This window comes from Roseivivax sediminis (genome assembly GCF_900112685.1).
Taxonomy (GTDB): Bacteria; Pseudomonadota; Alphaproteobacteria; order Rhodobacterales; family Rhodobacteraceae; genus Roseivivax; species Roseivivax sediminis.
In genome coordinates, this window is sequence record NZ_FOMS01000003.1 from 287,028 (window position 1) to 311,456 (window position 24,429).

The following is a 24,429-nucleotide window of genomic DNA, read 5'->3' on the forward strand; positions in this document are numbered from 1 at the left end:
ACGGCCGATCAGAACAGGACGCCGCCTTCGTCCGGGCCGTACATGTTGATTTCCATGCCGCACTCGATTTCGCGGATGACGGGCTTCTTCCATGCCATGGTAAGGTCCTCCCTCATGGGCTGTGTGAACGGGAAAATCATGCAGCAGAACCCGGGAACGTGGCCATTCTTATCTTCTAAGAATGCCCTGCCTCGATGCGCGGCGCGGTGCCCGACAGCGTGAAGCCGCGATTGCGCAGCGTCTTGATCTCGAAGCCGAAATCGGGGGAGAGCTTCTTGCGCAGGTAGCCGACATAGACGTCGACCACGTTCTCGGAGCTCGACCCCTCCGCCGCCCAGAGGGCGTCGAAGATCGCGCCGCGGGACATGACCTCACCGGCATTCTCCGCCAGAAGCCGCAAGAGGTCGCATTCGCGTTCTGTCAGCGTGACGGCGCGCGCGGCGGTGCTCAGCCGCCGTGTCGCGGGGTCGAGCGTGGCGGGCGCGGGATGGGCCGTGGCGGCGCGGCGCTCCTGCACCTTCAGCCGCGCAATCAGCTCTTCGAAGGAGAACGGCTTGACGATGTAGTCGTCGGCGCCGGCCTCCAGCCCCGCCGCGCGGTCCTCCACGTCCGACAGGGCCGACAGCACCACCACCGGGCGGAGAAAGCCGCCCTCGCGCATCGCGCGCACCAGGTCGAGGCCGCTTTCGGGGCCGAGCATCACGTCCACGATGGCGGCGTCGAAGGTCTCCGCGTCGATCCTCTCAAGCGCCGCGGCGACGCGGTGTTCGGCCACCGCGGCATAGCCGTGCAGCGCCAGCCCGCGGCTGAGGGCGGAGGTGATCTCGGGGTCGTCGTCGACAAGCAGGATACTGGGGGAAGGGGTGGTCATTGGCGTGATACTAACCTGTCCGCAACGGCAGTCCCACCGTGGCCCTGAGGCCCGGTGCCGGGCCGTCGCCCGCCGGGCTCTCGATCCCGATGGTGCCGCCCTGTTCGTGCATCACCCACCGCGCCAGCGCGAGGCCGATGCCGAACCCTTCGGAGCGCGCGCCGCCGTCGCCCTGCGCGAAGCGGTCGAACACGGTGTCCTGAAGCTCCTTTGGGATGCCGAGGCCGGCGTCGGTCACCTCGATCCGCGCCGCGCCGCCCTCGGCGCGCGCGTCCACCCGCAACTGCCCGCCCGACCGTGCGTGCCGGATCGCGTTGCGGATGAGCGAGGCGACCACCTGCCGCGTCCAGTTGCCGTCGCCGGTCACGGGGAGCGGGCCGTCGATGCTCGTCTCCAGCGTCATGTCCGCCGCCTCCAGTTCCAGCCGCGTCTCCTCCACGGCTGCGTGCGCGGCCTCGTCCAGGTCGAACGGGCCGGAGTCGAGCGCGAGCTGACCGCTTTCGGACCGCGCGATGCGGATCAGATCGTCGATCCGCCGGTTCAGCCGCATGGCCCGCGCCTCGATCGTCGCGAAGGCCGCCACGGGATCCGGGTTGCCGGCGCGGCCGATCTGCGCCTCCATCAGGATCACGGTGAGCGGGGTGCGCAGCTCGTGGCTGATATCGGCGAAGAAGCGGCGGCGGTCCGCGTCGATCCGGGCGAGCCGCGCGTTGGCCGCGCGCAGCTCCTCGGTGCGCTCGGCGACGGTCTCGCTCAGCCGGGCCCAGTCCGCGTCCACCGCGGCCTTGCGGGCCGACAGCGCCTCGGCCATGCGGTTGATCTCTGCGAAAACGCGGCCGATCTCGTCGTCGCGGTCGACCGGCAGGGTGACCGCGAAGTCCTGTTGCCCGATGCGCTGGGCGGCGCCGCGCAGCATGTCGAGCCGGCGGAATTGCGGTCGCACAAGGCCGAAATGGAACAACGACAGGGCCAGCACCGTCGCCGCGGCGATGGAATAGGCGATGAGGGTCAGCCGGCGCTGCAACTCCTCGATCCCGGTCAGGATGCGTGCGCGTACCCGCATCTCGTCGGCGACGGCGCCGGTCAGCAAGGGATCGAAGCCTGCCGCGAAGACGTCGACCAGCCCGCGCAGGCGTTCGGGATCCGCCGGTCCCGAAAGGAAGCCGTCGCGCACCGTCGCGAACAGCGCCTCCATCCGCGCGATGGCGATGGACTGCGTTGCTCGGCGCGAGCGTTCGTCGAAGCCGAGCGTGTCGGCCTCGCGCACCGCCTGCTGGACGTCGTCGCGCAGCCGCCCGAAGGTGCGCATGATGTTGTCCGTCAGCGCCTCCAGCCGCTCGCGTCGCGCCTCGGCGGGCAATCCGCTCTGGGCCAGTTCGGCTGCGACAACGATGAAGGTGGACGCCTGCGTCGACAGCGTGGCGTAGCGTTCGACCCGGTCCTCCGCCGAGAGCGACGCCTGAAGGCTGACCGACATCCGCTGCATCCCCGCGCCGAGGATCATCACGGCCGCCAGCGCGGCAAAGACCAGGCAGGCGGCGCCGAGCCCGAGCCGTGCCTTGAGCGATCTCAGCGCCCGCATGGTGGCGCGCGGCGGCCGGATCGGCGCCGTCCGTCGTATAGGTCGATGCGTGGCAAGCGCGGTTTCCCTGTCGTCCAGCTGTCCGGGGAGCCTAGTCCGATCCGGCCGCGCCGTGCACCGCGACTTTCGAAAGAGGCCGGGGCGTCAGGCGATGTCGTCGCCGGGCAGGCCCTCTAGTGCCAGAACCTCGTTGGAATAGGCGCGCGCACCGGTGACCTCCCGGCCGAACCAGCCCGGTGGGGTGAAGGCCTCGGCGGCCACGCGGTTGCCGAACTCCACCTCCACGAGTTTCAGCGGCGCATGGGCGCCCTCGAAGACGTCGTATTCGAAAGTCTCGCCGCCGGGCAAGGTGCTGGTCCAGCGGGTCTTTTCCACGCGCCGCCCCTCGGTCGCGGGCCAAAGCGTGTCGAAGGCCGCGCGCTCGATCGGAGCCTCGTATTCCTCGCGCACGAGACCCTGGCCCGACTTCACGGTCAGCAGCAGCTTGTCGCCCTTCCGGCGCAGCCGCACCGACACCGTGTCGCCCGGCTGGGTGACATAACCCTGCTCCACCGCGACCGGCTCCGCCGCCGACAGGTCCGGATCTTCCGCGACCAGGAATTTGCGTTCGATCTCCATTGCGGGTCTCCTCAGGTCCGGGCCATCAAGTCGCGCCAGAGCGCCTCGCGGGGCCTGGCCGCCGCGCTCCACCGCGCGAAGCGGCCACCGGCGCACGGTGCAGTGTCTTCGAGACCTGCCTCAACGAAAAGTGGCCGAGCATCTTTTCCCCCTGAATGCTTGGTTTCTGTGAAGAAGCCGAAAAGCCGCTCGAATCTCCCCGCAGATGGCGCGGTCGGGACGACGGGGCCGAAGATGGCGTCGGAGGCGCGGAAGATGTTCTCGGACAGCGTCGAGACGGCGGTCGGACAGTCCGGTCCGCCAAAGTCGTAGTCAGTGCCGCCAGCCTTCACCCGCCGCGACCGCGCGTTGTTCAGCCGCGTCAGGAAGAAGTCGAAGCCGCGAATACTCATGTCAGCCAGAGGACATCGAGGGGAAAACGGGTCATCGCGTCAGGCGTCGCGATTCCGGTGTCGAGGTGACCGGGCGCCGGTGCCCGGGTGGGTCGGGGAGTCGTCTAGATCATCGCCATCTGCAAGGCCCGACCGGGAAGCGCACCTGGACGCCGGTTGGTGCCGGGTCTCGGGCCCCTGCGAAGCGCTATTCCGCCGGCTGGGCCGCGCCGTCCGCCTCGCGACTGGGTTTTCGATCCGATTGCAGCAGATCGTACAGCACCGGCGTCAGGAACAGCGTCAGGATCGAGGCGCCGAGGAAGCCGCCAATGATGACGATGCCGATGGAGAACCGGCTTTCCGCGCCCGCGCCACCGGAGAACACCAGCGGCACCGCGCCCAGCACCGTCGACAACACCGTCATCAGGATCGGGCGCAGGCGCACGGCGGACGCCTCGATCACCGCGTCGCGGACCGCGCGGCCTTCGGCGCGCAGCTGGTTGGCGAATTCCACGATCAGGATGCCGTTCTTGGCCATCAGGCCGATCAGCATGACCATCCCCACCTGGCTGTAGATGTTCACCGCCTGGCCGAGCGCGAAGAGCGTGATGAGCGCGCCCGCCACCGCCAGCGGCACCGACAGCAGGATGATCACCGGCTGCACGAAGCTTTCGAACTGCGCCGCGAGGACGAGGAACACCACCAGCAGCGCCAGCCCGAAGGTCACGACGATCCCGCCGGAGGTTTCCTGGAACTGCTCGGCCTGGCCCGAGAAGGCGATGGACATCTGCGGCGGCAGCTCGCCGGCCAGCCGCTCCACCGTGGCAATAGCGGCGGCGAGGTCGACGCCTTCGGCGGGAGAGCCGCTGATCTCCACCGACGGTTGCCGGTTGAAGCGGTTGTAGGCGGCGACCGAGGCGCGGCGCTCCAGTTCCACCAGCCCGTCGAGGGGGACCAGATCGCCGGCCGCGGTGCGGATGTTGAGGCCGCGCAGGTTGTCGGTGGTGGCGCGCAGATCCTCGGGCGCCTGCAGGATCACCGGGTATTGCCGGTCCTGCTGGATGTACTCGGTCACGTCGGCAGAGGCGAAGAAGGTGCGCACGCTGTCGGAGATGGTGCGCGCCTCGACGCCGATGGAGCGGGCGAGGTCGCGGTTCACGCGGATGTCGTAGCCGGGCGTGTTGACCTCGTAGGCGCGGCGCACGCCGGTGATGTCGCCGCTGTCGCGCATCGCCTGTTCAAGCTCGGCCGAATATTCCGCCGCCTGGTCGAAGCTCGGCGCGGTGACGATCACCTCCAGCCCCGAGCCGGCGCCGGCGTCGAGCCCCGAGGGCGCGAAGGACCGCACGGAGGCGAGCGTGATCTCGGAGAATTGCGGCCGCAGCTCGTTCACCACGTCGCGGGGGCCCATGTCGCGCTCGCCCCACGGCGACATGACCGCGACCAGGAAGGCGCGCCCCGTCTCGCCGTATTGCCCGACGATGGAGATGACGTCATCCACCACGCCGTCCTCGCGGTAAGGGGCAATCAGGTCTTCGACCTCCTGCACCGCGGTATCGGTGAGGCCGAGCGCGGAGCCCGCGGGCGCGGAGACGCTGACGAAGAAGATGCCGCGATCTTCCTCGGGCGTCAGCTGCGAGGGCAGGGACTGGTAGAGCGTCCAGGACATGCCCGTCAGCAGCGCGGCGATGCCGAGGATCACCACCGGCACGCGGATCGCGCGGGTCAGGAGGCTGCGATAGCCGTTCGACAGCCGCGTCGTCGCGCCGTGGACGAGCCGTGCGAACCCGCCCTCTTTCATGCCGGGCTTCAGCACGCGGGCCGCGATCACCGGGCAGAGCGACAGCGCCACGAAGGACGACACCGCCACGGCGATGGCCAGCGTGATCCCGAATTCGGAGAAGAGCTTGCCGATCTCGCCCTGCAGGAACGACAAGGGTACGAAGACCGCGATCAGCGTGGCCGAGGTCGACACCACGGCGAAGAAGACCTGGTTGGCGCCCTTGCGCGCGGCCTCGCCGGGCGTGTCGCCTTCCTCCACCCGCCGTTCGATGTTCTCGAGCACGACAATGGCGTCGTCGACCACGAGCCCGATGGCCAGGATCAGCGCGAAGAGCGTCAGGATGTTGATCGAGAACCCGGCGATCGCGATGCCGGCGCAGGCACCGAAGAGGGCAATGGGGATGGTGACCGCCGGCACGACCGTCGCGCGCACCGACGTCAGAAAGAGGTAGATCACCGCAACGACGACCGCGACGGCGATGGCCAGCGTCGTCAGCACCTGGCGGATGGAATTGCGGATGAAGTCGGCGTCGTCGCTGGACACCTGGAGGGAGGTGCCCTCCGGCAGCTCCTGCTGGATTGCCGCGACCTCCTCGTTCACCGCGGAGGAGATCGACAGCGTGTTGGCCGAGGATTGGCGCAGGATGCCGAGGCCGATGGCCGTTTCGCCGTTCGAGCGAAAGAGGGAATCATCGCTTTCGGTGCCGATCTCCACGCGCGCGACGTCGCCGAGGCGGATCTGGAAGCCGTCCGCTTCGCGCAGGATCAGGTCCTCGAATTCCGCGACGCTGGTCAGCCGGGTCTGGGTGCGCAGAAGATAGGTGCGCGAGGCGCTCTCGATCTGGCCGGCGGGAAGCTCGAGGTTGTTGTTGCGCAGCGCCTCGCTGACCTCGTTGACGGTGATATCGCGGGCGGCCATCGCCGACGGTTGCAGCCAGACGCGCAGCGCGTAGGGCCGGTCGCCGTAGATGTTCGCCGCCGCGACGCCGGACAGCGTCTCCAGCCGGTCGGTGACGAAGCGGTCGGCGTAATCGGTCAGCTCGGTCGCCGACATTGCGTCCGATGTCATCGTCATCCAGATGATCGGATCGCCCTGGCTGTCGTTCTTCTCCACCTCCGGCTCGCCGGCTTCTTCGGGAAGGTCGCCCGACACCGCCTGCACCGCGGCACGCACATCCGCCGCCGCCTGGTCGATGTCGCGCCCCTGCCGGAAGGTGATGACGGTCCGCGCGCCGCCGAGCTCGGCCTCGGTCGAGATGCGTTCGATGCCCGAGACGGTGGAGATGGCGCCCTCGATCACCGAGGTGATCTCGGAATCGACGACGCCGGGGCCGGCGCCGATGTATTGCACGCTGGCCGTGACCTGCGCGGTGCTGGTGTCGGGCAACTCGCGCACGGGCATGCGGGTCAGCCCGGCGATGCCGAGGATGACGATCAGGATCGACATCACCGTCGCGAGGACGGGCCGGCGCAGGCAAAGTTCCGAAAGCGTCATTCCAGCCCCTCGCGGGCGACGTCCTCAGCCACCTCGACCGGGGCGCCGTCGCGCAGCGTGTTCCAGCCGGTGACGACGACGCGGTCGCCTTCCGAGATCCCGTCCGTAACCTCGGTCAGCGATCCGGCGGAGCCGCCCAGCGATACGGTGCGGCGCGAGGCCTGACCGTCGGCGACCGTATAGACGAAGGTGCGGGCGCCTTCGCTGATGATCGCGTCATCCGGGAGCGCGAGCCCGTCATAGGTATCGAAGACGAGCCGCGTCTGCGCGAACATGCCGCCGACGAGCCGCCGGTCGGCGTTCGACACCTCGGCCCGCACGTTGAAGCTGCGAGACCCGGATTCCACGTTGCTGCCGCGCACCGTCACTTCGCCCGAGAAGGTGGCTTCGGGATAGGCGGGCACGCTGAGTTCCACCGTCTGGCCGGGCTCGACCCGGTCGAAGTACCGTTCCGGCAGGGACAGGTCGACCTGCATGACCGACAGGTCCGACAGTTGCGTGAGCACGGAGGAGGTCGTCACGTAGGCGCCGGGATCGGTGTCGACGAAACCGAGCGTGCCGTCGAAGGGCGCGGTCAGCGTCCGGTCCTCCAGCGCGGCGCGGGCCGACATGACCTCGCCCTCGGCGCGGGCAAAGGTGGCGCGCGCCTGTTCGAGCTGCTGCTCGGCGGCGGTGTTGGCCTCGGCCAGCTCTTCCACCCGGTTCAGGTTCTGCTGCGCCTCGCCCAACGTCGCCTCGGCGCTGCGCAGGGTCGCGCGCTGGGCCCGGTCGTCGAGACGCAGGAGCACGTCGCCTTCCGACACGGCGGTGCCCGAGCGCGCGGGAACGTCCGTCACACGGCCGGCGACGGAAGGCGTGATATCCACCTGCCGCACGGGCATGATGGTGCCGACGGCGGAGACCTCTGTCGCGAACTCGCGGCGCTCCGGTTCGCTGATGCCGACCCGCGTGGCGCGCTGCTCGCCGCCCTGCGGCGGCTGGTTCGCTGCGCTTTCGGTCGACAGCAGGTACTCCGTGCCGAAGAGACCCGCCGCCGCCAGGGCCACCACGGCGCACGCGCCTCCCAGGATCTTCAGGGTCTTTTTCACGATCCGCCTTCCGTTTGCCATTCGGTGTCTGGACGTGCGGAACGGTGTGGCGCAGGGTCCCAAGATCAACGCGGGCACGCCGCGCTGGCGCAAACGTGAACGCGCGGGGCAGCGGGCGTGGAGGTGGTCAGGCCCTCTCGAAGCTCTCCCACGCCGCGTCGAGGCGCTGCATGTTCTCGGCCGTGTAGGCGCCGAAATCGAATTCGACGGCGGAGTGGATCTCGGACACCATGCTCCACATCGTCTCGCGCAGGAGCGAGGCGGCTTTCATCGCCGCGAGCGCGCGGGTGAGGTCCGCGTCGACGCTGCCGAAATAGCGTTCCAGCATCGCGGCGTCTGCGCTTTGGTCCATCTGGCTGTTGGACGACAGGCCCCCGAGGTCGAAGAGCGGCGAGTTGAACCCGGCATAGTCCCAGTCGATGAGCCAGAGGCGCGATCCGTCGTCGATGAGGTTCGCGGGCAGAAGATCGTTGTGCCCGAAGATCATGCTGACACGGCCCACGGCGTCCTCGAGCCGGTCGGCGCGGTCCATCAGCATCGGCAGGCGTTCCATGTGAACGCTCTGCCCGGCCTCCAGCACGCGGGCGTAGTGTCGCACGATGTGGAACACCCAGAACGCCAGAGCCGGCGCCGCCACGCGCCGTGCCATGCCGGTGTGCCCCTTCTTCAGAACGTCGACCACGCGCAGCAGCGTTTCGGGGTCGCGGATGTCGCCCTCGTCCAGGGTGCGGCCCTCGATGAAGTCGAGGACCAGCACGCCCGGTTCGGCGTGGACCACGGGCGGGGAGATGCCGATCTCGGCCGCCGCGCGCGAGGCGGCCAGCTCGTTGAAGCGCATCACCCCGTGCAGCGGAATGTCCTCGCCGATGCGGACGAAGTAGCGCTTGCCGCTATCGTGGACCATGAAGTTGGTGTTGGTGATCCCGCCGCTGACCGGTTCGGGGTCGACCGGGCCGGACCAGATGTCCAGCGATCCGGCGCGGCCGAGTGCGGTGTCCGAAGACGTCATCCTTGCCTCATTCGATCCTGAATTGCGCTTTGCGGCGGGCCACCCATGCGGTGATCAGCCGGTCGGAAATCATGCCGATGAACGCCACGCACAGACCCGCGACGAGCCCCTGGCCGACATTGCTGCGCGTCAGCGCGATATAGACCTCCTGCCCGAGGTCCGAGGTGCCGACGAGCGCGGTGATCACCAGCATCGACAGCGCCATCATGATGGTCTGGTTGATGCCGAGCGCGATCTCGGGCAGCGCCAGCGGCAGGCGCACCCGCCAGAGCATCTGGCGCGGCGTGCAGCCCGACATCCGGCTCGCCTCCACGATCTCGGACGGCAAGCGGCGCAGGCCGTGCGCGGTGTAGCGTACCGCCGGGGCGAGGGCGTAGAGCACGATGGCGATCATCGCGGAGAAGTCGCCGACCTGGAACAGCATCACCACCGGGATCAGGTAGACGAAGCTCGGCAGCGTCTGGAGCGTGTCGACCGAGGTCACGGCGATGCCGTAGGCGCGGTCGCTGCGCGCGGCCAGAAGCCCCCAGAGGATGCCGATGGTCGAGGCGATCAGCACCGAGATGCCGCAGAGATACACCGACACCATCGCCTTTTCCCAATTGCCGGTGAAAGCGATGAAGGCGGCCATGCCGGCGACGGTGACAGCCAGGCGCAGACCCGACAGCCGCCAGCCGACCACGGCGAGCAGAAGCGCCACCGCCAGCCACGGCACGTCGAGCATGAAGCGCTTCACCGGCACGAGGACGTAGATCAGCAGGAAAGTCTTCACCGCGTCGAGGTAGTCGTAAAGGTTGAGGTTGATCCAGGTGACGAGCCCGTCCCAGAACGGGCTGGTGTCGATCACCCAGGCGTCGGGATAGATCGTCAGCGCCGGGAAGATCAGGCCGACGACATAGGCCCCGGCGAGAAGCGCGCCGATCATTGCGGCGTTGTTCACCCCTTGCGCGCGGCGCTGGGCGCGCGGCGTCTCGCGGTAGGCGAAATAGGCGTGGCTCATCCGGTCGAGCAGGATCGCCAGCAGCGTGATCGCCAGCCCGGCCTGAAGGCCGTTGCCGATCTCCAGCCGCCGCAGCGAGGTCAGCACGTCGTAGCCGAGGCCGCCCGCGCCGATCATCGAGGCGATGATGACCATGTTGAGCGACAGCATGATGACCTGGTTGACGCCGACCATCAGGCTCGGCCGCGCGCTGGGCAAGAGAATCCGCCAGAGCATCTGCCGGCGCGTGCAGCCGGTCATGCGACCAAGCTCCAGAAGTTCCGGCGACACGCCGCGGAGCGCGAGCATCGTCACCCGCACCATCGGCGGCATCGCGTAGATCACCGTCGCGATCATCGCCGACACCGGTCCGAAGCCGAAGAGCACGAGCACCGGCACGAGATAGGCGAAGATCGGTACCGTCTGCATGAGGTCGAGCACCGGCGTCAGTCCGCGCGCCACCCGGTCGCTGCGATAGGCGAGGATGCCGAGCGCCATGCCACCCGCGACGCCCACCGGCACGGCGACGAGGATCGACGACAGCGTGACCATCGCGCTGCCCCATTGCCCGAAGACGACGAGATAGCCGAGCGCCGCGATGGCGAGGATCGCCAGACGGCGCCCGCCCCAGACCCAGCAGAGCCAGACGAAGGCGAAGAGGATCGCGAACCACGGCACCGGCGGCAGCGTCAGCGTCCTCTCGGCCCCGAGCGGCACCTCGGTGCCGCGCGACAGGATCGTGATGAAGAAGCTCAGCGGGATTTCCAGCACCCAGGCGAGGGCGCGGGTGAGGTCGCGGAAGGTGAACAGGCCGAAGCTGAGATCGTCGGACAGCCAGTCGACGAAGGCGGAGAGCCAGCCCTCGATCGGGATCACGAAGACGTCGGCGGGGTCGGCGATCCAGCCCAGGCGCCCGGCGGCGATCCACAGCAGCACGATGGCGGCAAGTGTCGCGCCCCAGACCAGGAGGGAGGCGCGTTGCAAGGCGCCACCGGCGGAGGTGTCGGAGAGGGTCAGGCTCATTCCGCCTCCGCCAGAACGCGGATCACTGCCTCCCTGTCGACCTGGCCCAGCAGCCTGCCGGACCGGCCGCGGACGGCGAGCGGCGCCTCCGTCTCAATCGCGCGGGCGGCGAAATCGGTCACGCGGTCAACTGGCGCCACGTCGCCGGCGAAGGACGTGCCCTCGTCGGCCGGGCGCATGATGCTGCGCGCGGAGAGCACCTTGGCGCGGGTGACGTCGGCGGTGAAATCGCGCACGTAGTCATTGGCGGGCCGGATCACGAGATCCTCGGGCGTACCGATCTGCACGATGTCGCCCGAATGCATGATCGCGATGCGGTCGGCGAGGCGGATCGCCTCGTCGAAATCGTGGGTGATGAAGATGATGGTCTTGCCCAGCATCCGCTGGAGCTTGAGGAACTCGTCCTGCATCTCGCGCCGGATCAGCGGGTCGAGCGCCGAAAACGGCTCGTCCAGAAGCCACAGGTCCGGATCGGTGGCGAGCGAGCGGGCGATGCCGACGCGCTGCTGCTGGCCGCCCGAGAGGCCCGACGGATAGTCCGTCTCGCGGCCACCGAGGCCGACAAGCTCGATCATCTTGTGCGCGCGTTCTTCCGCGTCGAAGCGGGACACTCCCTGAATTTCAAGAGGGAAGGCGACGTTGCCGAGCACGGTCAGGTGCGGCAGGAGCGCGAAGTGCTGGAACACCATGCCCATCTTGTGGCGGCGAATGTCGATCAATTCCTTCTCGCTGCAGCCCAGCAGGTCGCGTCCGTCGAAGATCAGCTCCCCGCTCGTGGGCTGCAGCAGGAGCGACAGGCAGCGGATCAGGGTGGACTTGCCCGACCCAGACAGGCCCATCACCACGAATATCTCGCCGGTGCGCACGTCGATATCTGCGTTGCGCACCGCGGCGGCGAAGCCCTCGCGCTCCAGCGCGTCGCGGCCGATCACGCCGTCATGGCCCTGGATCACCCGGCGGGCCCGATCCTCGTCGGCGCCGAAGACCTTCCATAGCCCCTTGCAGGACAGCTTCGTCTCGGCGGGGGTGTCATCGTCTGGCGGGGGCGCGGCGGCATTGTCCGCGAGGGGCGAATCCTGTGTCATCAACGGCCTTGCGAAGGATAAGAACGGGGCGCGCCTCCCGGCGCGGGGGGCGGGCGGCGCGAGTCGTGTGACGCGTGGGCTCAGCCCTGCGGGATCCAGGCTTGCCAGGTGTCCTCGTTCTCGGACAGCCACTCGTCGACGGCGGCCTGCAGGGGCATCCCGTCAAGGTCGATCTTGCCGATCAGCGTGCCCATCTGTTCGTTGTCGATGGTGAAGTTGCGGATCGCCTCGTAGGCGGCCGGCCAGACCTCTTCGCCGCCGGCCCAGGCGGCGGGCTTGATCCAGCCGCGCGGCTTGCCGCAATCGTGGGTCGCGTCGGGGTTCGGGCCCCAGCTGGGGTCCTCGTAGCATTCCTCGGTGTATTCGGGGAACTCGACCCATTCGCCCTCGTACTGGATCGGCGCCCAGTGCGGCGCGTAGATCCACGCGATGATCGGCTCCTCGCGCTGGTAGGCGGAGCGGACCTCGGCCATCAGCGCGGCGTCGGTGCCCGCGTGCACCACCTCGAAATCGAGGCCGAGCGCCTCGACGCGTTCCTCGTCGAAACCGCCCCAGGTGACGGGACCGCCGAGATACCGCCCGTTCGGGCTGGTCATCGGGGAGGCGAAGAGCTCCGAACACTCGTTGAGCGCTTCCCAGTCGGGCAGGCCGGGGCACTCTTCCTTGACGTAGGCGGGGTACCACCACTCTTCGATCGCCTCCATCCCGGTCTCGCCGAGGTCGATCACGTCGCCGGTTTCCAGCGCGGCGTCGAGCGCGTCCTTGCCTGTGGTCTCCCAGATCTCCATGGCGACGGTCAGATCGCCGCTTTCGAGCCCGGTGAACTGCGCGAGGTAGTCGGCCTGGACGTATTCGACGTCATAGCCCATCTCTTCCAGCACGCCGCCCATGAGGCGCGTCGTCACCTCCTGGCCGGTCCAGTCGTTGATGGTCATGCGGATCGTGCGGTCGGATTCGGGATAATCCTGCGCGACCGCCGGAACGGTAAGCGCGAGGAGTGCGGCGCTGGCCGCGAGCGCCGGGCGGGCGCGCCTGATGCTGTTGAAAATGGGCATGTCGTGATCTTCCCCCTGAACGATTGTTTTCTGAGTTTGCGGGACCGGCGGAGACGATGGCACCCGGCCCGCGGCCGGAGCGTTCGGGCTCACGGCAGCCGCAGGCTGTCCGATGGTCGAATTTAGCCAATCCCACACGATGCGCGAAGTTGACGGACCGACACCACAAATGTCAACGTCATTTCCACAAAAAACCATAACGGCGACCACAGATGACCTCAGGCAAGCGCATGATGCACAAGACCGATCGCCACAACGCGATCATGACGTCGCTTCGGCAGGCGGGCTCCACGAGTATCGCCGAGCTTGTGCAGAAGCTCGGCGTGTCAGACGAAACGGTGCGACGCGACGTGAAGGTGCTCGAATCGCGGGGCCTCCTGGAGCGGGTGCACGGTGCGGTGATCCTGGCCGATCACGGCGGCGAGGCGGCGTTCCAGAAACGCATGGCGCAGAACGCCGCGATCAAGCGCGCCATCGCGGAGGCCGCCGCCCGCGAGGTGGAGGACGGCGACGCGGTGATGATCGACAGCGGCACCACCACCGCCTACGTGGCGCGCGCGCTTCTCGCGCGGCGTAACCTTTTCGTCGTGACCAACGGCACCGAGATTGCGCGCACTCTCGCCGGCGGAGCGGGCAACCGCGTACACCTGCCGGGCGGGGAGATGCGCTCCGACGACTACGCCGTGTTCGGAGAGACCAGCCAGGCTTTCATTCGCAATTTCCGCGCCAAGATCGCCATCCTGTCGATCGGCGCGATCCACCATGACGGCGGCTACATGGATTTCCACCTGCAGGAGACCGAGATGGCGCGCGCCATGATCCGCCAATCCTCCAAGGTGATCGTCGTGGCCGACCGGTCAAAATTCCACACCCAGGCGCCGGTGAGCGTCTGCGGTTTCGCCGATGTCGGCACGCTGGTCACCGAGCGCACGCCGCCGACGCCGATCCTGCGGCAGCTCGAACAGCACGAGGTGCGGGTGATCGAGGTCGGCAGCGCCCCGGCCGCGCAGGCCGCGCCCGAGGCGGGGTAGCGCAGGCTCAGCCGGCACGCACCTTCTCGACATGCGCGGCGAAGGCCGGATCGGCCATCAGCGCGCGGCAGCGGGCGAAGCGTTCCTCCGAATAGGCCCAGAAATCCTCGGCCGGGTTGCCGTCGGCATGCTGGATCAGGCCCCACAGGGTCCACAGAAGGTCGCACATCGCCTTGTAGATCACCATCCGGCTCACCGTGGCGGGGTCCGGGTCTCCGCCGCAATAGGCGGCCAGCATCTCGCGGTCCTGCGCGTCGTCGAAGCCGGCTTCGACCGACAGATCGCCGAGATCCCAGAGCGGATCGTTCATGCCGGAATATTCCCAGTCGACGATCCACATATGCGTGCCGTCGTCGAGGAAGTTCTCGCACAGGGGGTCGCAGTGGCAGGGGGCCAGCGGCGCGGGGTTGGCGTCGAGCGCGGCGCGCACACCCTGCGCCTCCTGCACCGTCTCGTTATAGCCCTCGGGCAGGGTGGCGTCCTTCTCCTTCAGCACGCGCAGATAGTCGTCGATCATCGCGAACAGCTCGAAGCGGAAATCGAAGGTCTCGCCGCTGGCGTGCAGCTTGCGGAACGCCGCGCCGGCGCGGGTCGGGGCGCCGGGGGTGGTGCGGAACCGCTCCGGCGACATGGTCGGCGCGTCGATATAGTCGGCCAGCATGACGCCCGTTTCGGTGTCGAAATGCAGCACCTCGGGGGAGACGCCGGCGCGCGCGGCGGCCTCGGATATCTGCTTCTCGACCTTGCGGTCGATGTATTCCTCCGTGCCCGGCCCGGGCAGGCGCAGCAGGTAGTCGCGGCCGTCTCGGGTGACGCGGAAGACGATGTTGGTCAGCCCGCCGAGGCGGTCGATGCGGGTGTTCTCCGCGGTGGCGTCGCCGAAGCCGTCGATGGCGCGCAGGTGGTCGAGTGCGACGGTGGTGTCCATTGAAGTCTCCCTGTCTGGCTGGTCGGCGCCGCGCAGATGGCGGCGCCGAAATCTTGGATTTTCGTGGGATTATTGCTCATGGAGAGCTCAAAACCACAACCTTCCAAATATTCCCCGCTGCTGCTATCACTCCGTCAGCCGGCGATTCAAGCGCCGACCCATGCAATCGACGCGGGCCACCCGCCCGAGCAGACCGGAAAGGACCCCGACCGACATGACCACCACCGATCCCGCCAAGAGCCTCGACGTCGTCTATTCCGCCACCGGCGTCGAAGACGTCGCCAAGAAGTACGACGACTGGGCCGAACGCTACGACACGGAGATGTCGACGCTGGGCTACCGGCACCCCAACATCTGCCTTGCCATGCTGACGCGGCACCTGCCGAAGGGCGAGGGCCCGGTCCTCGATGCCGGGGCGGGGACGGGCCTTCTGGGCGAATGGATGTCCATCGTCGGCTACGATGGCTGCGAGGCGCTCGACATCTCCGAGAAGATGCTCGCCGTGGCCGAGCGCAAGGCGGTCTATTCGGCGTTCCACGTCGCCGCGCTCGGCACCACGCTGCCGATGGAGGACAACCACTACGCCGCGGTGGTCGCGGCCGGTGTGTTCACCGTCGGCCATGTCGGGGCGGAAGGTTTCGACGAGCTTATCCGCGTCACGCGGCCGGGCGGCATCCTGGTTCTCACGATCAAGGACACGCTCTATCGCGGCAGCGTCGGCGAGCGCATGCACGAGCTCGCCAGGGATGGCGTGTGGGACATCGTGGAGGAAACGCCCCCCTACGTGTCGATGCCGCACCGGCCCGACACCGTGCCGAGCCGCGCCATCGTCCTGCGCCTGCGCTGAGGCTCAGGCCGCTCCCGCCCGCTCGAGCAGCGCCTCGAGCTGGTCGATGCCGTCGATGACGGCATCGGCGCGGGTCGCCAGATCGGCGCGGGTGCCCGTGCCGGTCAGCACCCCGACGCACAGACCGCAGCCCGCCGCGCGCCCCATTTCGAGGTCGTGCAGGTTGTCGCCCACCATCGCGACCTCTTCGGGCGCGAGGCCGGTCTGCCGCATGAAGGCCAGCGCCATGCCAGGGCCCGGCTTGACGCCGTGGCCGCTGTCGTAGCCCGCCACGAATAAGGCCGCCGCATCGACGCCGAGCGTGCGCAGCGTCGCCGCCGCGCCGGCCGCGCTGTCGCTGGTCGCCACGCCGAGATGCAGGCCGCGGCCCGTCAATCGCTCGAACAGCGCCGGAAGATCGCACACCGGAACGGCGCCAGCCGCCCCTTCGGTGAAGATCCGGTCGAGCGCCGCGACGAGATCGTCGTCGCCTCGCGCACCGGCCGCGCGCCACGCCGCCGCAATTTCTTCGGTATTGCTCGCCGCAAGGAGCGAGCCGCCGCGCACGGTCGCCGCCGCATCGTCCTGCCCCCCGATATCGAGCAGACGGTCGCGCAGCGCGGCATCGCCCGCGGCCGCATGGTCTGCCGCGCGTCGGTTGATCGGCACCCAGGTGCGGTCGTAGTCGATCAGGGTGCCGTCCTTGTCGAACAGGACCCCCTTGATTGTCGCCGGCATGAAGTGCCCCTTTCCGCTACCCGCGCCGGGATGCCCGAAGTGGCGTGTCGGTGCAACCTGCGCGCCGGTCGCGGTCGGCACCGGTGCGCGGCTTGAGAGAGGGAAGGACGCGGTCATCGCGGGTCTTTCGGTGCGGCAGGCCGGGCGTTTCGTGCCGCAAGGCCTGCACCGATTGTTAATTCCTCGCTGGTATCGAGCCGGGACACGCCTTCGGGCGAGGTTGCATGCGGTGCACGGGGAGCCCTCAGCGCCGCGCCATCGGAAACATCGAGGTCGAGATGTCCATATTACGCGCTGCCGCGGGGTCGATCGTGGCTAAGATTGCTGCAATGCTGCTCACCATGGCGGCCCTGGTGGCCGCGGCCATCGTCACGAGCATCGCTCTTTTCGGCGATGTCTCGGCCGGGCTGGGCCGTTTCCAGGACGAGGTCATGCCGAACCTCGTCGAAAGTTCCGAGATCGTCGAAACCTCAGGCGAACTTGGAGAAAACCTGTCGGGGCTGCTGATCGCCGCCGATGCCGGCGAGATGTCCGACAGCTACGGTCAGGCCACGGCCGCGGTCGACCGGCTGCGCGCCTCTGCCGGCGATCTCGACGGTGAAGAGGCCGAGATGATGCGCGCCACCGTCGACAGGGTCGCGACCCACCTGTCGGACGTGGCCGACGCACGCCGGGACGATATCGCCTTCGACGCGGTGACACTTGACGGCTCCGACGCGCTCGGCGCGGCGGTCGCGCAGGGCGCCGCCCGCGTGGTCGAAATCTACGACGCGGCCCATGGGCGGCTCCTGAACGGCGAAATCGGCGATACCGGTGCCCGCCGGACATTGGAGGCGATGGATCGCGCGGCGAACCTCGAACGCTTGCTCGGCGAGATCCAGTCGCTGGTCCTGACGGGTGCATCTGCCGACAGCGTTGCCAATGTCGAGGCAGCCCAGGCCGAGGCTGACGGACTCGTGGCCCGCATCACGTCCCTGGCCGAGATTTTTTCCGACCCCGCGATCGACGCGGCGGTGGCGCAAATAGCCGCGCTAACCAACCCGGCGGACGGTATCCTCGCGGCGCGCCGCAAGGTGCTCGCGGCACGGCAGACCGCCGACGCCGCGTCCCGTCTGGCGGCAGCCGAGGTCGGCTCGGCCACGGCCCTGGCGCGCGAACTCGGCCATGAGGCGATGAGCGAGATCACCGGGGCCAGCGGCCGGCTCGAAGCGGCTGCGAACGGCGGCCGGCGGACGATGCTCGCCATTGCCGGGGGCAGTGTTGTTGCCTTGCTGCTGGCCTGCATCGCCGCGGCGGTCGTCATCGTGCGGCCGCTGTTGTCCGTGACCCAGGTGACGGAGCGGCTGGCGACCGGGGACCTCTCACCAGTCGTCGGGTTCGAGCGGCAGCGAGGCGAGATCGGCCGGATGGCCGCGGCACTCACCGTGTTCCGCAACGGCATGATCGAACGCCAGCGGCTCGAGGAAGAGGACCGCCGGCGCGAGGCGGAGGAGATTCGGCGCAAGGCCGATGCGGAGCGTGCAGCCATGGAACGCGCGCAGGAAGAACAGGCGCGCAGGGCGAAAGCCGAAGCGGCAGAGCGCGAGCGCGAGACGGCGGAATCCCGGAAGCGGGAGGCGCTGCGCGCCGACGCCGAGGCCGAGCGGCAGGCGCGGGCGGCCGAACAGCAACGGGTCGTGGAGGCGCTCGCCGGGGGTATGAAGCACTTGGCCGGCGGCGATCTCACCGTGCGCCTGACCGAGACCTTCCCCGAGAGCTACGAGGCGCTGCGCCGCGATTTCAATGCGGCCGTGGGCAACCTGTCGGAACTGATCGGTCAGATAGCGATCTGTGCACACACGATCGACACCAGTTCGAGCGAGATTTCCGCCGCCTCCAACCAGCTCTCGCGCCGCACCGAGAATTCCGCCGCGACGCTCGAACAGACCGCCGCAGCGCTCAACGAGCTTACCGCTTCGGTGTCCTCGGCCGCGGAGGGGGCCTCGCATGCCAACGACGTGGCCCATGCCACCAACACCGAAGCGACGACCAGCCGGGAGATCGTCGGCGAAGCGGTTTCGGCCATGTCGGAGATCGAGGAATCCTCGCGCAACATTGCCCGGATCGTGGACGTGATCGACGGGATCGCCTTCCAGACGAACCTCCTGGCGCTCAATGCCGGGGTGGAGGCCGCCCGGGCCGGCGATGCAGGGCGGGGCTTTGCCGTCGTCGCCTCCGAGGTACGGGAACTTGCGCAACGCTCCTCCCAGGCGGCGCGAGAGATCAATGGGCTCATCTCCACCTCGAACGGTCAGGTCGATCGCGGCGTGAAGATGGTCAACGAGGCGGGATCGGTGCTGCAATCGATCATCTCCGGGGTGGCGGAGATCACCAAGAACGTGGGCGAGATCGCGGCTTCCGCGCAAGAACAGGCGAACGGTATCAAGGAAATCAACGTCGCCACGACGCAACTCGACCGAACGATGCAGCAGAACGCCGCCATGACCGAGGAAACCACGGCCGCGAGCGACCTGCTCCAGCAGGAATCCCACAAGATGCGCGACATGATCCGCAAGTTCCGCACCGCCGAAGACGCGAGCGACGCGACGCCGAAGCTGCGCTCTGCCTGAGGCAAGTCACGGCGCGCGTCGCCGGATTTCCGGGCGCCCGCTGGCGCGTATGGTCAGATGTCGGCCCGGGGGATGCGAAGGGTCTGGCCTGGGAAAATGACGTCGGGGCTTGCCAGGATGTGCTGGTTGGCCTCGAAGATCGGCGCGAAATCGTTGCTGCCGTATTGCGCCTGGGCGATGGCGCTGAGCGTGTCCCCGGCGGCAACGGTGTACGGCTGCCAACCGCGATACCCAGGCAGGATGCGCGGCCCGAAAAGCACCGGGATCGTCACTGAAGGTCCGTTCTCGTTGCCGGTGTCGTCGGCGAGCGTGAGGAACAACCGGTTGAGTTGGAACATCGTCGTCGCGGGGATCTCGATCGCGCCCTGGACCTGGCGCAGGCCGAGCGATCCGACCGAGGTGCTGCCGGTAACCTCGTCGTGGCCCTCGCTGACCGTCACGCTCAGCGTGCCTTCGAAGCCTGCGGCGTTGCCGGCAAAGAGGATGGTCTCCCCGACGAGGTCGAAGGGCTGCGGCTGCTGGATGTCGAGCGTAGGGGTCATGGGCGGGCGCTCCGAAGGCAAAAGGAATGGGTCATCGCGAGAATGATACAACCATAGCACGAAGTTCGGTCCGCAGCGACGTCCAAGTGGCGTGGGAACCGGGGTCGCCCGCGTCACGTTCCGATGGCTGAACGTGGCGCATCCCTCGCGCCGCAGCCTGCTTCCGCACATGACCGGATTGGACTAGATGAGCGATACGCACTCCTCCGATATGCAATACGAGGAACCCGACAGCGCGACCCAGAAGCGAGAGGAGGCAGGGCAGATCGCCCGCCATCGCAGCCTCGCCGCCCGCGCCGTCTACGAGGTCATCAACCAGGAGGGCCGCCGGGAACTCAACCGGCCGATGGCGTCTCTCTGGTGGTCCGGCATCGCTGCGGGCATCGGCATCGCCGCGTCGGTCCTGGCGGAGGGCATCCTTCACGTGAAGTTCGCAACCCATCCCTACCAGGGCGCCATCGAGAATATGGGCTACACCGTGGGGTTCATCCTGGTGATCCTCAGCCGCGTGCAACTCTTCACCGAGAACACGATCACGGTGGTGCTGCCGGTCCTGAAGGACAAGTCGCTGTCGCTTCTCTATTGCGCGATGCGGCTCTGGTCCGTGGTGTTCCTCGCGAATATCGTAGGGGCGATGATCATCGCGGCGCTTGCGGTGCACGGCGGCATGGTAAAGCCCGAATACGTCGAGGGGATGAAGGCGGTCTCCAAGCACTTTGCCGAGTACAGCGCCATGGAATCCTTCAAGTACGGTGTCCCGGCCGGCTTCTTCATCGCGGCCATCGTGTGGATGCTGCCCTCGTCCGAAGGGTTCGAGATCTTCATGATTTTCCTCTTCACCTACCTCATCGCGATGGGGGACTTCACGCACGTGGTCGCCGGCTCGAACGAGGCGTTCCTGCTCTGGCTGTCGGGTGACATCTCCGCCGCGAAGACATGGCTGGGGCTCATCCTTCCGAGCTTCCTGGGTAACGTGCTGGGCGGGACCGGGTTGTTCGCGCTCCTTGCCTACGGTCAGGTGAAAGCCGAGATCGACCCGAGCGGCGAGGGCGCGCGCTAAAGCGCGGGCCGCGCCGCCTCCGCGACCGGCCAGCCGAGGATATGCGCGGTCATGGATGTGGTACCGACACGATCGCGCCGTGTTTCCAGCAGCTGTGCGCCGGTCTTGCGGTAAAAGGCAAACGCGCGGCTGTTACCCTCCGGCATGCAGGCGCTGAACGCGCCGGGGCGGGCGCGCAGCGCGGCCGACAGAAGCCGCCGTCCGATGCCGGCTCCGTGCGGCCGCGCCAGCACGTACAGGTACCACAGATCCGACGGGTAGGCGGGCTGCCAGGCTGCCGCGCGATTTGCGCGAAGCCCTGGCCCGGCGCGGTCATCACCATCTGGCCAGCGCCCAGCACTCGCGTCCGGAGGGCCCCGCGCAGGGCGACGCTCTTCCGCCTCCGGCAGTGCGCCGCGATACGCTTCCGGCCAGGATTGCACGTGGACGCGCGCCATCGTGGGGGCGTCTTCGGGCCGGGCGCGGCGGATCTCTGGTTCTCGGCGCCCGTCCACGGTCAGTCCTCGAGCTGGTCGGCGCGCTTCTTCTCGACGAGCTTAAGCTCCTCGTCCTTGCGCGTGCGGAATCGCTCGCCGTAGCCGTCGATCTCGTCCTCCGGGATCACCTCGCGGGCGCGGCCGAAGACCTCGTCCTCTTCCTCGTCCATGTGGTGTTCATAGTCGTGGCGCAGCTTGTTGAACTTGTTGAGCCAGCCGGGGCTCGACATGTCCATGTCCTGCAGCTCTTCCATGAGCTCGTCCATCTCGGCGTGTTCCTCGACCGAATGGCGCGCCGCGTCCTGGCCCCAGGTCTTGGACATGAGCTTGGAATAGAAGGTTTCCTCCTCCGCGGCGGCGTGGCTCTTCACGTCCTGGAAGAACTCCGCCCAAGCCGCCTTGCGATCGTCGGAGGCGCCTTCGGTGTCGGCGATGCGGGCCAGCAGCTTGCGGTGGTTTTCGTGGTCGGCCTTGATGGCGTCGTAGATCGACATGGGCGTGTGTCCTTGTGGCGTCTGGATCGGGCGAGGGGCCCTGCTGGCGGACATAGGCGGCGCGGCGCCCCTGTCACGCCTCAGGGCAGCACCGACAGCCAGAGCCACGCCGACCCCAGCGACAGCGCCGTGGCAAACAGGACGGAGGACGCCGCCACGCGCCGCGCCCGCCCGTACATGTTGGCGAAGACGTAGGCGTTCACCCCGGGCGCCATCGCCGACGTCACCACCGCCGAGCGCAATTGTCCCACCTCGAGACCGAAGGACATGCCGAGGCTCCAGGTGATCGCGGGATGCAGCAAGAGCGTGATGGCGCAGACGAACAGGATCGCGCGCAGGTCGCCGGCTGGCCGGAACCGGAAGAGCACGCCGCCGAGCCCGAACAGAGCCGCCGGAATGGCGGTGCGGATGATCATGTTCAGCGCCTCTTCGGCGGGTCCGGGCAGGCCGAGGCCGAGCAGGTTGAACGCCGCGCCGAGTGCGATGCCGACGACGAGCGCGTTTCGGAACATCGCGGCGAGCACCTTGCCGGGCAGACGTGCGACGCTGCTCCCGCGGGCGCGGGCGATCTCCATCGCGGTGATGCCGATGCCATAGCATATCGGCGCGTGCAGGGCGATGATGGCGTAGTTCGCCTCAAGCGCGTCGGCGCCGTAGGCGCGCTCCGTGATCGGCAGGCCAAGCAGGAGGGAGTTGGAGAAAAGTCCGCAGAACCCGATGGCTACGGCGTCTTCCCACTCCCTGTTGAAGATGTAGCGGGCGCCGAGCAGACCCACCGTGAACCCGCCGATCGCGCCAGAGTAGAACGAGATCAGCAGCGCCGGATGGAACGTCGCACCGAGGTCGAGCGTCCAGATCGCGCGGAACAGCAGGCAGGGCACGGCGAAATTCTGCGCGAAGGCCATCAGCCCGTCGACCACGCTGTCCGAGAACAGACCGCGCCAGACCGACACGTAGCCGGCGCCGATCACCAGGAAGACCGGCAGGATGACGTCGAGCAGCGCCTGCATCAGGCGCCGGTGCCGGTCACAGCGGGAACCGCAGCGTCATCCCGTCATAAGCTGGGGTGACGTGGGCCGGCGTTTCCGCCTCGACCGTGGCATAGTCGAGATCGATGTGCATGTTGGTCAGGACGGCCCGCTTCGGGGCGACCTCCTCGATCCAGCCGAGCGACTTTTCCAGATGCGCGTGCGTGGGGTGCGGATCGCGGCGCAGCGCGTCGAGGATCCAGCAGTCGAGGCCGTGCAGAGAGGGCCAGGCGGCCTCGGGAATGTCTGCCACATCAGGGAGATACGCGATATCGTTCACGCGGAATCCGAGAGCGTCGATGCCGCCGTGATGTACCAGGAAGGGGTGCAGCGTGACGTCCCCGCCAGCGCCGTCCACGGTGACCGGCCCGTCGATATGGTGCATGTCGAGGATCGGGGGATAATGACTGCCCTGGGGCTGGATAAAGGCATAGCCGAAGCGCGCGAGCAGGCTCTCGCGGGTCGGCTCGTCCGCCCAGACGCGCAGGCGCTGGCGCATGTTGAAGACGATCATCCGAAGATCGTCGATGCCGTGGACATGGTCGGCGTGGGAATGGGTGTAGACCACCCCGTCGAGCCGCCCGACGCCCGCGTCGAGAAGCTGCGCGCGCAGGTCCGGAGAAGTGTCGATCAGCACGGTTGTGGTGCCGGCTTCGGTTTCACGCTCGATCAGGAGAGAGCAGCGACGCCTTGAATTTCTTGGGTTTTCGGGATCGCAAGAGCCCCATAGGCCACCCAGCCGTGGCACGCCGCCGGAGGAGCCGCAGCCGAGGATGGTCAAGCGCAATTCGCCGCTCATGCGGCCTCGGCCCATGCGGCGGCCTTGGCGAAGAGCCGGTCGAAATTCGCCTCGGTCGCAGCGGCGAAGTCCTCGTAATCGAGGCCGAACACCTCGGCGCCCACCTGCGCGGTATGGACCGTGTAGGACGGCTCGTTGCGCTTGCCGCGATAGGGCGGCGGCGCAAGGTAGGGGCTGTCGGTCTCCACCAGGACCCGATCGAGCGGGGCTGACGCGAAGATGTCGCGCAGTTCCTTGGATTTGGGGAAGGCGGCGATACCGGACATGGAGAGGTAGAAGCCGCAGTCGAGCGCGGCCTTCGCAAGCTCCGCCCCCGAGGAAAAGCAATGCATGACACAGGGATAGGCGCGGGTCTTGAAGTTGCTCACGAGGATCTCGGCCATGTCGGCATCGGCATCGCGGGCATGGATGATCAGCGGCAGCTGGGTCTCCTGTGCCGCTTTGATGTGAACCGCAAGAGATTTCTTTTGAATATCAGCGCTTTCAGCCGTGTAGTGGTAGTCGAGCCCGCTCTCTCCGATGGCCACGAACTTGGGGTGGCGGGCAAGCGCGACGAGATCCTCGACGCTCGCTAGCGGTTCCTCCGCGGCAGACATCGGATGGGTGCCCGCGGCATAGAAGACCGGCGCGTAAGTCTCTGCGATCGCGCGAACATTCGGTTCGTTGCGGAGCTTGGTGCAGATCGTCACCATGCGATGCACCCCGGCCTCGACGGCGCGCGCGACGATCTCCGGGCGGCTCTCGTCGAAATCGGGGAAGTCCAGGTGGCAATGGCTGTCAGTAATGAGAGCGTCGCTCATGGGCCGCGTCCTCTCGGGTCTCTTTGGTCGCGACGTATCTAGGATCGAACCGGGAGGGTCAAGGCGGCTGCGGGACGCACGGATCGGCCGCTGCAGCGAGCCCGGTACGGTCGCCCGGTGGTCCCTCTCGGACGGCTCGT

23 protein-coding genes are annotated in these 24,429 nt (G+C 68.0%); 4 read left to right on the forward strand and 19 right to left on the reverse strand.

The genetic code is table 11. The annotated features are described in order from the left end of the window. Positions 1-8: 8 nt before the first annotated feature. The 11 genes from pqqA to F3H57_RS07025 form a co-directional block, all read right to left on the reverse strand. Positions 9-98 carry a pyrroloquinoline quinone precursor peptide PqqA gene (gene pqqA, locus F3H57_RS06975; protein WP_149755169.1) on the reverse strand — a complete coding sequence of 30 codons (90 nt, stop codon included), beginning with the start codon at positions 96-98 and terminating at the stop codon, positions 9-11. 77 nt (positions 99-175) lie between these two features. Continuing rightward, positions 176-871, reverse strand: coding sequence for a response regulator transcription factor (locus tag F3H57_RS06980; RefSeq protein WP_149755170.1), 696 nt, complete (start codon positions 869-871; stop codon positions 176-178). A gap of 10 nt (positions 872-881) precedes the next feature. Continuing rightward, positions 882-2,453, reverse strand: a complete 1,572-nt coding sequence (locus tag F3H57_RS06985; protein ID WP_149755171.1) for a sensor histidine kinase — start codon at positions 2,451-2,453, stop codon at positions 882-884. 144 nt (positions 2,454-2,597) lie between these two features. Beyond that, positions 2,598-3,071: a CYTH domain-containing protein gene (locus tag F3H57_RS06990; protein WP_149755172.1), complete on the reverse strand. Its 474-nt coding sequence runs from the start codon at positions 3,069-3,071 to the stop codon at positions 2,598-2,600. Between the two features lie 11 nt (positions 3,072-3,082). Further along, positions 3,083-3,463: a P-loop NTPase family protein gene (locus tag F3H57_RS06995; RefSeq protein ID WP_149755173.1), complete on the reverse strand. Its 381-nt coding sequence runs from the start codon at positions 3,461-3,463 to the stop codon at positions 3,083-3,085. Between the two features lie 187 nt (positions 3,464-3,650). Next, positions 3,651-6,719, reverse strand: coding sequence for an efflux RND transporter permease subunit (locus F3H57_RS07000; protein WP_149755174.1), 3,069 nt, complete (start codon positions 6,717-6,719; stop codon positions 3,651-3,653). After that, positions 6,716-7,807 (reverse strand): efflux RND transporter periplasmic adaptor subunit, encoded by a 1,092-nt coding sequence (locus F3H57_RS07005; protein WP_188129622.1) that lies wholly within the window; start codon positions 7,805-7,807, stop codon positions 6,716-6,718. The genes F3H57_RS07000 and F3H57_RS07005 overlap by 4 nt, the downstream gene beginning before the upstream one ends. Positions 7,808-7,934: 127 nt before the next feature. Next, complete coding sequence (locus tag F3H57_RS07010) at positions 7,935-8,816, reverse strand: choline/ethanolamine kinase family protein (protein WP_149755176.1); 882 nt, start codon at positions 8,814-8,816, stop codon at positions 7,935-7,937. A 7-nt stretch (positions 8,817-8,823) separates the two neighbouring features. After that, a complete protein-coding gene (locus tag F3H57_RS07015; RefSeq protein ID WP_149755177.1) occupies positions 8,824-10,818 on the reverse strand; it encodes an ABC transporter permease in 1,995 nt (664 codons plus the stop codon). After that, positions 10,815-11,903: a quaternary amine ABC transporter ATP-binding protein gene (locus F3H57_RS07020; RefSeq protein ID WP_149755178.1), complete on the reverse strand. Its 1,089-nt coding sequence runs from the start codon at positions 11,901-11,903 to the stop codon at positions 10,815-10,817. Before F3H57_RS07020 ends, F3H57_RS07015 begins: the two co-directional genes overlap by 4 nt. Positions 11,904-11,983: 80 nt before the next feature. After that, the gene (locus F3H57_RS07025) at positions 11,984-12,958 is read right to left on the reverse strand and encodes an ABC transporter substrate-binding protein (protein ID WP_149755179.1); all 975 of its coding nucleotides are present in this window, start codon (positions 12,956-12,958) and stop codon (positions 11,984-11,986) included. A 212-nt stretch (positions 12,959-13,170) separates the two neighbouring features. Between F3H57_RS07025 and F3H57_RS07030 the strand changes: the two genes are divergently transcribed. Next, entirely contained in the window at positions 13,171-13,989 is an 819-nt protein-coding gene (locus F3H57_RS07030; RefSeq protein WP_223162994.1) for a DeoR/GlpR family DNA-binding transcription regulator, read from the forward strand. A 7-nt stretch (positions 13,990-13,996) separates the two neighbouring features. Here F3H57_RS07030 and F3H57_RS07035 read toward each other — a convergent pair whose 3' ends face one another. Beyond that, the gene (locus F3H57_RS07035) at positions 13,997-14,917 is read right to left on the reverse strand and encodes a choline/ethanolamine kinase family protein (protein WP_149755180.1); all 921 of its coding nucleotides are present in this window, start codon (positions 14,915-14,917) and stop codon (positions 13,997-13,999) included. Positions 14,918-15,131: 214 nt separating this feature from the next. Here F3H57_RS07035 and F3H57_RS07040 point away from each other — a divergent pair, with 214 nt between their 5' ends. Further along, positions 15,132-15,764 (forward strand): class I SAM-dependent DNA methyltransferase, encoded by a 633-nt coding sequence (locus tag F3H57_RS07040; protein WP_149755181.1) that lies wholly within the window; start codon positions 15,132-15,134, stop codon positions 15,762-15,764. Positions 15,765-15,767: 3 nt separating this feature from the next. On the opposite strand, the gene F3H57_RS07045 is transcribed toward F3H57_RS07040, so the two are convergent. Next, positions 15,768-16,481, reverse strand: a complete 714-nt coding sequence (locus tag F3H57_RS07045) for an HAD family hydrolase (RefSeq protein ID WP_149755182.1) — start codon at positions 16,479-16,481, stop codon at positions 15,768-15,770. Between the two features lie 329 nt (positions 16,482-16,810). On the opposite strand from F3H57_RS07045, the gene F3H57_RS07050 reads away from it, so the two are divergent. Next, positions 16,811-19,090 (forward strand): methyl-accepting chemotaxis protein, encoded by a 2,280-nt coding sequence (locus F3H57_RS07050; protein ID WP_188129623.1) that lies wholly within the window; start codon positions 16,811-16,813, stop codon positions 19,088-19,090. A gap of 53 nt (positions 19,091-19,143) precedes the next feature. Here F3H57_RS07050 and F3H57_RS22880 read toward each other — a convergent pair whose 3' ends face one another. After that, entirely contained in the window at positions 19,144-19,632 is a 489-nt protein-coding gene (locus tag F3H57_RS22880) for a LysM peptidoglycan-binding domain-containing protein (RefSeq protein WP_149755184.1), read from the reverse strand. A 187-nt stretch (positions 19,633-19,819) separates the two neighbouring features. On the opposite strand from F3H57_RS22880, the gene F3H57_RS07060 reads away from it, so the two are divergent. Then, positions 19,820-20,692 (forward strand): formate/nitrite transporter family protein, encoded by an 873-nt coding sequence (locus F3H57_RS07060; protein WP_223162995.1) that lies wholly within the window; start codon positions 19,820-19,822, stop codon positions 20,690-20,692. Here the strand turns inward: F3H57_RS07060 and F3H57_RS07065 are convergent. From F3H57_RS07065 to F3H57_RS07085, 5 genes are all read right to left on the reverse strand, one after another. Next, positions 20,689-21,129 carry an N-acetyltransferase gene (locus F3H57_RS07065; protein WP_149755185.1) on the reverse strand — a complete coding sequence of 147 codons (441 nt, stop codon included), beginning with the start codon at positions 21,127-21,129 and terminating at the stop codon, positions 20,689-20,691. The genes F3H57_RS07060 and F3H57_RS07065 overlap by 4 nt on opposite strands. 59 nt (positions 21,130-21,188) lie before the next feature. After that, on the reverse strand, positions 21,189-21,662 hold the full coding sequence (locus F3H57_RS07070) for a hemerythrin domain-containing protein (protein ID WP_149755186.1): 474 nt from the start codon (positions 21,660-21,662) through the stop codon (positions 21,189-21,191). An 80-nt stretch (positions 21,663-21,742) separates the two neighbouring features. After that, the gene (locus tag F3H57_RS07075; protein ID WP_149755187.1) at positions 21,743-22,672 is read right to left on the reverse strand and encodes an AEC family transporter; all 930 of its coding nucleotides are present in this window, start codon (positions 22,670-22,672) and stop codon (positions 21,743-21,745) included. Positions 22,673-22,688: 16 nt separating this feature from the next. Next, complete coding sequence (locus F3H57_RS07080) at positions 22,689-23,489, reverse strand: MBL fold metallo-hydrolase (protein ID WP_149755188.1); 801 nt, start codon at positions 23,487-23,489, stop codon at positions 22,689-22,691. Further along, positions 23,486-24,289 (reverse strand): TatD family hydrolase, encoded by an 804-nt coding sequence (locus F3H57_RS07085; RefSeq protein ID WP_149755189.1) that lies wholly within the window; start codon positions 24,287-24,289, stop codon positions 23,486-23,488. Before F3H57_RS07085 ends, F3H57_RS07080 begins: the two co-directional genes overlap by 4 nt. Positions 24,290-24,429: the final 140 nt, after the last annotated feature.